The sequence below is a fragment of the Micromonospora sp. NPDC048170 genome, from assembly GCF_040652795.1.
In the GTDB taxonomy this organism is placed as follows: domain Bacteria; phylum Actinomycetota; class Actinomycetes; order Mycobacteriales; family Micromonosporaceae; genus Micromonospora.
The window spans coordinates 387,740-396,494 of the sequence record NZ_JBEZMR010000002.1 but is presented as its reverse complement, the minus strand read 5'-3'; the positions used below and the strand labels follow the sequence as shown (position 1 = coordinate 396,494).

7 protein-coding genes are annotated in these 8,755 nt (G+C 74.0%); 2 read left to right on the top strand and 5 right to left on the bottom strand.

Features of this window, described 5'->3' with window-relative positions:
* Positions 1–132: 132 nt before the first annotated feature.
* The 5 genes from AB0D32_RS05360 to dnaK form a co-directional block, all read right to left on the bottom strand.
* Positions 133–342 (bottom strand): hypothetical protein, encoded by a 210-nt coding sequence (locus tag AB0D32_RS05360; protein ID WP_357085183.1) that lies wholly within the window; start codon positions 340–342, stop codon positions 133–135.
* Positions 343–555: 213 nt separating this feature from the next.
* Complete coding sequence (locus AB0D32_RS05355; RefSeq protein ID WP_357085675.1) at positions 556–996, bottom strand: helix-turn-helix transcriptional regulator; 441 nt, start codon at positions 994–996, stop codon at positions 556–558.
* Between the two features lie 46 nt (positions 997–1,042).
* Entirely contained in the window at positions 1,043–2,230 is a 1,188-nt protein-coding gene (dnaJ, locus tag AB0D32_RS05350) for a molecular chaperone DnaJ (protein ID WP_357085181.1), read from the bottom strand.
* An 86-nt stretch (positions 2,231–2,316) separates the two neighbouring features.
* The gene (gene grpE / locus AB0D32_RS05345) at positions 2,317–3,045 is read right to left on the bottom strand and encodes a nucleotide exchange factor GrpE (RefSeq protein ID WP_357085179.1); all 729 of its coding nucleotides are present in this window, start codon (positions 3,043–3,045) and stop codon (positions 2,317–2,319) included.
* Between the two features lie 47 nt (positions 3,046–3,092).
* A complete protein-coding gene (gene dnaK / locus AB0D32_RS05340) occupies positions 3,093–4,967 on the bottom strand; it encodes a molecular chaperone DnaK (RefSeq protein WP_357085177.1) in 1,875 nt (624 codons plus the stop codon).
* Positions 4,968–5,188: 221 nt separating this feature from the next.
* On the opposite strand from dnaK, the gene AB0D32_RS05335 reads away from it, so the two are divergent.
* Together AB0D32_RS05335 and AB0D32_RS05330 are read left to right on the top strand one after the other, a co-directional pair.
* On the top strand, positions 5,189–7,030 hold the full coding sequence (locus tag AB0D32_RS05335; RefSeq protein ID WP_357085175.1) for a GTPase domain-containing protein: 1,842 nt from the start codon (positions 5,189–5,191) through the stop codon (positions 7,028–7,030).
* Positions 7,027–8,712 (top strand): GTPase, encoded by a 1,686-nt coding sequence (locus AB0D32_RS05330; protein ID WP_357085173.1) that lies wholly within the window; start codon positions 7,027–7,029, stop codon positions 8,710–8,712. The genes AB0D32_RS05335 and AB0D32_RS05330 overlap by 4 nt, the downstream gene beginning before the upstream one ends.
* The last annotated feature ends 43 nt before the right edge of the window (positions 8,713–8,755 follow it).

Below are 8,755 nucleotides of genomic sequence, written 5' to 3'. Positions count from 1 at the left end.
CCGCGGTCCGGGCCCGCCCGCACCGCGGGGGGGGCGGCGGCCCCCTCAGGGGCGCCTCGGTGTCGGGGCCCCCCCCCCCCGCGGGGGGGCCGGGGGCCCCCCGTGGGTCCCGGCCCGCACGTCGGCGGATCGTCAGTGTTCCGGTCCGCCCTGCTTGCGGCGTCTCGCCTCGTCGCGCCGCTGGTCGACGCCGTGGTCGGCCTGGTCGGCGAACTTGCCGCTCTTGGCCTTGTCGGTGAAGCTGCCCTCGGTGACCCGGTCGAACCTCTCCCGGACGCTCTTCGCCACCTCTTCGAGCCGCTCCTCCGTCTGCTGGGCCACCTTCCGCGCCGCTTCCGTCATGGCTCCCCCTGCCATTGAAGTCCGGATTGAGATGGTTGGACCTGATTCGGAGATTAGCGGATCCGGCACCGCCCCCGCCGGCAAACCGCCAACCCGTGCGCCGTGGGACGGCCGGCCGGTCGCACCATGGCGTCCCACCGAAGCGCTGGTAGCGGGCCGGAAAGGCGACCGCGCCCGGCCACCGGAGGGCGGCCGGGCGCGGTCAGGGTGTCGTCAGCGGTCGGGGTTCCGTCGGGGCCGCCAGACCACCAGCGCGGTGGAGGTGCGGCTGGTCGGCACCAGGTCGCTGCCCGGAAAGCGGGCGATCGCCTCCAGTTCGGCAATCCGGCGGTACGCGGCGTCCAGTTCCGCCTCCATCCGGGCCACCCGCTGCTGCGCCTGCTCCAGCAGCCGCTCCAGTCCGATGATCCGCTTGACCCCGGCCAGGTTGATCCCGTCGTCCTGGCTGAGCCGCTGCACCTCGCGTAGCAGCACCACGTCGCGGACGCTGTACCGGCGTCCGCCGCCGGCAGCCCGTCCCGGCTGGACCAGGCCCAACCGGTCGTACTGGCGCAGGGTCTGCGGGTGCATCCCCGCCATCCGCGCCGCCACCGAAATCATCAGCACCTTGGCCTCGTAGGCAGGGTCACCCGAGCCGACGAACTCGTCCGACATCCCGCTCACCTCCGCGTGCACTCCACCGAGCAGACTGAACACCGGGTCAACTGAATCGACGCAGCCGCGCCTCGAGATGTTCCCGGGCGGCCGGCGGGGTCTGCGCGGCGAAGGTCTCCAACGCCGCACGCGCCTCGTCGGACACCGGCGTGGGCACCACCACGTCGAGCGTCACCAGCAGGTCACCCGCCTGACCGTCACGGCGGGCCACCCCCTTGCCCCGGGCCCGCAGGATCCGGCCGCTCGGCGTGCCCGGCGGCACCCGCAGGGTCACCGCGCCGTCGAGGGTGGGCACCCGCAGGTCCGTGCCGAGCACGGCTTCCGCGAACGTGACCGGCACCGTCAGCGTGAGGTCGTCGCCGGTACGCCCGAACAGCTCGTCCGGCCGCACCTTGACGTGTACGAAGAGGTCGCCCGCCGGGCCACCCCGTGCCCCGGGCTCGCCCCGCCCGGCCAGTCGGATCTTCTGGCCGTCCGCCACCCCGGCCGGGAAGCGGACGTTCAACGTGCGGGTCTTCGTGACGCCGCCGGTGCCCTGGCACTCGGGGCACTTCTCCTCCACGACCGTGCCCACGCCCTGGCAGTTGCGGCACGGCTCGGAGAAGCTGAACGACCCCTGATTGCGGCTGGTCGCCCCGGCCCCGTGGCACACCGGGCAGGTACGCGGCTGGGTGCCGGGCTTGGCCCCGTTGCCGTGGCAGGTGTCGCAGACGCCGGGGGCGCGCAGCGTCAGCGGCAGCGTCACCCCGCGTACGGCGTCGTCGAAGTCGAGGGCCACCTCGGCCTCGACGTCCCGTCCCTGGGCCGGGCCACGGGCCGCCGCCCCGCCGCCGGCACCACCACCGGAGAAGATCGAACCGAACAGGTCCTGGAAGCCGGCCCCGCCGAAGCGGCGGTCACCACCGCCACCCGCGGCACCCCCGAACAGGTCGGAGACGTCGAACGGCATGCCGCCGGGCTGGCCCGCGCCACGGGCACCGCGCCGGAACGCGCCCGAGCCGAACAGCGACCGCATCTCGTCGTACTCGCGCCGCTTGGCGTCGTCGCCGAGCACGGCGTACGCCTCGGAGGCGGCCTTGAAACGCTCCTCGGCCTTCGGGTCACCGGGGTTGTGGTCCGGGTGCGAATCCCGGGCCAGCTTCCGGTACGCCTTCTTGACGTCGTCTGCGGAGGCGGCCTTGTCCACGCCCAGCACGGCGTAGAAGTCCTTCTCGATCCAGTCCTTGGAACTCACCGGTCCACCCCCTTCCTAGCTGGGGACCGACCGTCCCGCCCGCCCTCGGTGGGCGGGCGGGACGGTCCGGTCGTCGTTCTTGCGCACTACTCCGGGTCGGCGACCGCGACCATGGCGGGCCGCAGCAGCCGCTCACCGACCTGGTAGCCCCGGCGCATCACCTGCACGCAGGTGGGCTCGGTGACGTCGGCCGAGGTCTGGTGGGCCACCGCCTCGTGCCGGGTCGGGTCGAACGGGTCGCCCTGCTCGCCGAACGGGGTCAGCCCGAACTTGCCGAGCGTCGTGGTGAGCTGTTCGGCCACGCTGCCGAACGGCCCGACCAGGTCGCCGTGCTCGCGGGCCCGGTCCAGGTCGTCGAGGATCGGCAGCAGCGCGGCGAGCACCGCGCCGGTCGCCTGCTCGGTGACCAGACCCTTGTCCCGGTCCACCCGCTTGCGGTAGTTGGCGTACTCCGCCGTCACCCGCTGGAGGTCCCGGGTCCGCTCGTCGAGATCCTCGCGCAGCGCCTCCAGTTCGGCGCCGAACGCGGTCCCGCCGCCGTCGACCGGCTGTGCCGGGGCGTCCACCACCGGCGGGCCGGCCACCTCGCTCGCCTCGACCTCGATCTCGTCGACCACGACCTCGGCCTCCTCGACCAGGCCCTCGGCCGGTACGTCGGACCCGGCGTCGGCGGCGGCCGGCTCGCTGGTCTCGCTGATCTTGCGGTTGTTGCGGATGACGACCCGCGGCCCGTCGCCGGCCTGCTCGGCGGGCGCGGAGCCACCCGGCGCCGACCCGGTCGCACCCGGATCGGCGGCTCGCGGCTTCTCCGTCATGGCGCTACCTCATCCCTCTACCGTGGTGCCGCGTCGGGAACGGGTCGTCACTTCTTGTCCTCGTCCACGATCTCCGCGTCGACCACGTCGTCCGCGCCGCCGGCCGGCCCGCCTGCCTGCGCGCCACCGGTCGCACCGGCGCCCGCGGCACCCGCGGCGCCCGGGCCGGCCTCGCCCGGCTGCTCGCCCTGCTGGCTGTAGAGCAGCGAGCCCGCCTGCTGGGACACCTGCGCCAGCCGCTCGTGGGCCGACTTGATCTTCTCCATGTCCTGACCACCGAGCGCGCCGCGCAGCTCGCCGAGCGCCTCGTTGATCTGGTCACGGGACTCCGACGGCAGCTTGTCGCCGCTCTCGGCCAGGAACTTCTCGGTCTGCCACTGGAGCGCCTCGGCCACGTTACGGGTCTCGGCCTCGTCGCGGCGACGCTTGTCGTCCTCCGCGTGCTCCTCGGCGTCGCGGCGCATGCGCTCGATGTCGTCCTTCGGCAGCGAGGAGCCGCCGGTGATCGTCATCTTCTGTTCCTTGCCGGTGCCGAGGTCCTTGGCGTGGACGTTGACGATGCCGTTGGCGTCGATGTCGAAGGTGACCTCGATCTGCGGCACGTTGCGCGGCGCCGGCGGGAGGCCGGTCAGCTCGAAGGTGCCGAGCTTCTTGTTGTAGGCCGCGATCTCCCGCTCACCCTGGAACACCTGGATCAGCACCGACGGCTGGTTGTCGTCCGCCGTGGTGAAGACCTCGGAGCGCTTGGTCGGGATGGTGGTGTTGCGCTCGATCAGCTTGGTGAAGATGCCGCCCTTGGTCTCGATGCCCAGGCTCAGCGGGGTCACGTCGAGCAGCAGGACGTCCTTGACCTCGCCCTTGAGCACACCGGCCTGGAGGGCGGCGCCGACGGCGACGACCTCGTCCGGGTTGACGCCCTTGTTGGGCTCCTTGCCGATGAGCTGCTTGACCAGATCGGTCACGGCCGGCATCCGGGTCGAACCGCCGACCAGGATGACGTGCTCGACGTCGGAGACCTTGATGCCGGCGTCCTTCACGGCCTGCTCGAACGGGCCCTTGCAGCGGTCCAGCAGGTCCTGCGTCATCCGCTGGAACTCGGCCCGGCTGAGGGTCACGTCCAGGTGCAGCGGACCCGCCGCGCCGGCCGTGATGTACGGCAGGTTGATGTTGGTGGTGGTGGCGGCGGACAGCTCGATCTTGGCCTTCTCGGCCGCCTCGCGGAGCCGCTGCAGGGCCATCTTGTCCTGACCCAGGTCGATGCCGTGCTCGCCACGGAAGGTCTTCACCAGGTGGTCGATGATCCGCTGGTCCCAGTCGTCGCCACCGAGCTGGTTGTCACCGCTGGTCGACTTGACCTCCACGACGCCCTCGGCCAGCTCGAGCAGCGACACGTCGAAGGTGCCGCCACCGAGGTCGAAGACCAGGACGGTCTGTTCCTTGGAGCCCTTGTCCAGCCCGTACGCCAGGGCCGCCGCGGTCGGCTCGTTCACGATCCGCAGCACGTTGAAGCCGGCGATCTCGCCGGCCTCCTTGGTGGCCTGACGCTGGCTGTCGTTGAAGTAGGCCGGGACGGTGATCACCGCGTCGGTGATCTGCTCGCCCAGGTACGCCTCGGCGTCCCGCTTGAGCTTCATCAGCGTGCGGGCCGAGATCTCCTGCGGGGTGTACTTCTTGCCGTCGATGTCGACGGACCAGTTGGTGCCGACCTCCCGCTTGACCGAGCGGATCGTCCGGTCCGGGTTGGTCACCGCCTGGCGCTTGGCGACCTCACCGACGAGCACCTCCCCGTTGCGGGCGAACGCGACGATCGACGGGGTCGTCCGCGAGCCCTCAGCGTTGGCGATGACGGTGGGCTCACCGCCCTCCAGAACGCTGACGCAGGAGTTCGTCGTGCCGAGGTCGATACCGACCGCACGTGCCATGTTCGCTTCCTCACTTCATCACGTCGTGAACAGGTGACGGGCGACGCCCGTCGAGCTGCCCGGCGGCGCCGCCCGCAGCGACTCCACCTCAAGTTGAGTGAACTTGACTCAATAGTGCCACGCCCCGCGAAATCGTCAAGTCGGGGTTGAGTCGACCCGACGCAACTCGGGTTGATACCGACCGGTTGTCTTCACTTGCGTCGGTCGGGCACGCTTTAGCGGTGACGACGCACGGCGATCCCGCCATCCCGGCCGGTCCGCCCACCGTCGCAGCCCGCACCGGCCCCACGGACGCCGGGGAGGACCGGCCCGCCACAACCGGCGACGGCAGCCTGCCCGCCGCACTGGCCGGCCTGCGCGCCGCGATCGGGGCGGCCCGGTTCCCGCTCGCGCTGCCCTCCGCCGAGCCCGCCCGACGGGCCGGCGGAAGCCTCACCGACCAACTCGACGACTACCTGCTGCCCCGGCTGCGCCGGCTCGACGCACCGCTGCTCGTGGTCGTCGGCGGGTCCACCGGCGCGGGCAAGTCCACGCTGGTCAACAGCCTGGTGCAGGCGCGGGTGAGCGCCGCCGGGGTGCTCCGCCCGACCACCCGCTCCCCGGTCCTGGTCTGCAACCCCGCCGACTCGGGCTGGTTCCGGCAGGGCGAACTGCTGCCCGGTCTCACCCGCAGCACCGAGCCCAGCGAGGATCCGCGCACCCTGCAACTGGTCACCGCCCCGGCGCTGCCGGCCGGGCTGGCCTTCCTCGACGCCCCCGACATCGACTCGGTGGTCGACGCCAACCGGGCGCTGGCCGGCCAGCTCCTGGCCGCCGCCGACCTCTGGCTCTTCGTCACCACCGCCGCCCGCTACGCCGACGCGGTCCCCTGGGAGCTGCTGCGCAGCGCCCGGGCCCGGGGCGCGGTCATCGCCATGGTGCTGGACCGGGTGCCCCCGGAGGCCGCCGACGAGATCGCCGCCCACCTGTCGGAGATGCTCGCCGCGCAGGAGTTGGGCGCGGCCCCGCTCTTCGTGCTGCCGGAGACCTCGGTCGACGGGCAGGGCCTGCTGCCCGAGCGGGTCACCGCGCCGCTCGCCGCCTGGTTCGCCCGGCTGGCCGCCGACGCCGACGCCCGCGCCGCCGTGGTCCGGCAGACCCTGGACGGCGCGCTCGCCGCCCTGCACCCGGCGGTCGAAGGGCTCGCCGACGCCGCCGAGGATCAGGTCACCGCCGCCGATGCGCTCGACGAGCGGGTGCTGGCCGCGTACCGGGGGGCGCACCGGACCGTCGAGCAGGGGCTGAAGGACGGTCGGCTGCTCCGCGGCGAGGTGCTCGCCCGCTGGCAGGAGTTCGTCGGCACCGGCGAGTTCTTCCGCACCCTGGAGGCCCGGGTCGGGCGGCTACGCGACCGGGTGGTGGCGGCGGTCACCGGGCGTCCCGCGCCCGCGTCCGAGCTGCGGGACGCGATCGAGTCCCAGCTGGTGACCCTGCTGCGGGGCGTCGCCGCCGAGGCGGCCGAGAACGCGTATACCGGGTGGAAGGCCCATCCCGCCGGGGCGGCGCTGCTCGAACCGGGGCTCGCCCATCCGGCCGCCGACCTGCCCGAGCGGGCCGAGCGGCTGGTCCGGGACTGGCAGCGTGGCGTGCTGGAGCTGGTCCGCGCCGAGGGCGGCGACCGGCGTTTCGTGGCCCGCACGGCCGCGTACGCGGTGAACGCCACCGGGCTCGCCGTGATGATCGCGGTGTTCGCCTCGACGGCGTTCGTGCCCACCGGGCTGGAGGTGGCCACCGGGGCCGGCACGACCGTCGCCGCACAGACCGTGCTCCAGGCGATCTTCGGCGACCAGGCGGTGCGTACGCTGGCTGCCAAGGCCCGGGCCGACCTGCTGGACCGGGTGCGGGCCCTGCTCGAGGACGAGGCCGCCCGCTACCTGGACCGGACGGCGGAGGCGCGGCCCCCCACGGACACCGCGGCGGCCCTGCGCGGGGCCGCCGACCAGGTGGAGATCGCCCGGAACCGCAGCGGCCTCACCGACGCGGCCGTCGCGGGCCCGCCCGGCACCGAGGGTGGAGGGTCATGACCAACATCGTCGGTCGGCTGCGCGAGGCGTTCCGCGGCGACCAGCGGGTGGACGCCGACGCGCTCCTCGCCCGCCTCGACGCCGTACGCCGGTTCCTCACGGTCGTCGACGGCCACCTGCCGGACGCTCGGCTCGTGCCGGCGCACACCCTGGTCGAACGGGCCGGCGCCCGGCTGGAGCTCTCCCGCGACCACACCGTGGTGGCGCTCGCCGGCGCGACGGGCAGCGGCAAGTCCAGCCTGTTCAACGCGCTCGCCCGGATGGAACTCTCGCCGGTCGGGGTGCGCCGCCCCACCACCGGTGTCACGCACGCCTGCGTCTGGGGGCCGCTCGACGACGGCAACCGGCTGCTCGACTGGATCGGTGTGCTGCCCCGGCACCGGTTCGTCCGGGAGAGCGTGCTGGACGCCGACGACGAGTCCGCGCTGCGCGGGCTGATCCTGCTCGACCTGCCCGACTTCGACTCGGTGCAGCGGTCCCACCGGTCGGAGGTGGACCGGCTGCTCGGCCTCGTCGACCTCGTGGTCTGGGTGGTCGACCCGCAGAAGTACGCCGACCGCGTCATCCACACCAGCTACCTGCGGGAGTTCCACCGGCACCGCGACGTCACCCTGGTCGTGCTCAACCAGGCCGACCGGCTGCCCCCGGCCGAGCTTCCCCGGGTGCTGGCCGACCTGCGCCGGCTGCTCGACACCGACGGCCTGGACGGCGTACCGCTGCTGGCCACCACCGCCGTCGACCCGGCGGGCATGGTCGGGCTGCGGGAGGCGCTGGAACGGACGGTCGCCGAGCGGCAGGCCGCGCTGCGGCGGCTCCAGGGCGACGTGGACGCGGTGGTGACGGGGCTCGACGAACTCGTCGGGGGCACCGCACCGGCCGGTGGGCCGGACGACACCACCGTCACCGCCCTGCACCGGGCGCTGGCCGGCGCGGCCGGGGTGCCGGCGGTCACCGAGGCGGTCGAGCAGGCGTACCGGCACCGGGGCGGCACGGCCACCGGCTGGCCGCTGGTCCGGGGCTGGCGGCGGCTGCGGCCCGACCCGCTGCGCCGGCTGCACCTGCCCGGCCCGGCCGCCGGCCGCGACGAACCGGCGGCGAGCCTGGTCGCCGCGACCTCGGTACCCGATCCCACCGCCGCGCAGCGCTCGGCGCTCGGACTGGCGATCCGGTCGGTGGCCGACCAGGTCGGGGCGGAGCTGCCCGCCGCCTGGCCGGCGGCGGTGACCGCAGCCGCCCGGTCCCGCCTCGGCGACCTGCCGGACGCGCTGGACCGCGCGGTGGCCCGCACGGACCTCGGCATGGACCGGCGGCCGTTCTGGTGGCGGCTCGTCGGCGGCCTCCAGTGGCTGGTGACCCTGGCCGCGCTGGCCGGGCTGGGCTGGCTGGCGCTCGGCTACGCGCTGCGCGTGCTGGGCCTGCCGGCGCTGGAGCACCCGATGGTCGGCGAGGTGCCGCTGCCCACCCTGCTGCTCCTCGGTGGCCTGCTCGCCGGGCTGCTGGTGGCCGCCCTGACCAGGCCGGTCGTCCGGTGGGCGGCCCGCCAGGCCCGTCGTCGGGCCGAACGCCGCCTCACGGCCGCGGTCGCGGACATCGGCGAGGAGTACGTGCTGACCCCGGTCCGGGCGGTGCTCGCCTCCTACGCCGACGCCCACGCCGCCCTGACGGACGCCGCCGGCCGCTGAGCCGGAAATCCCGCCCCACGGCAGCCGCAGGTGGGCGGCGTGG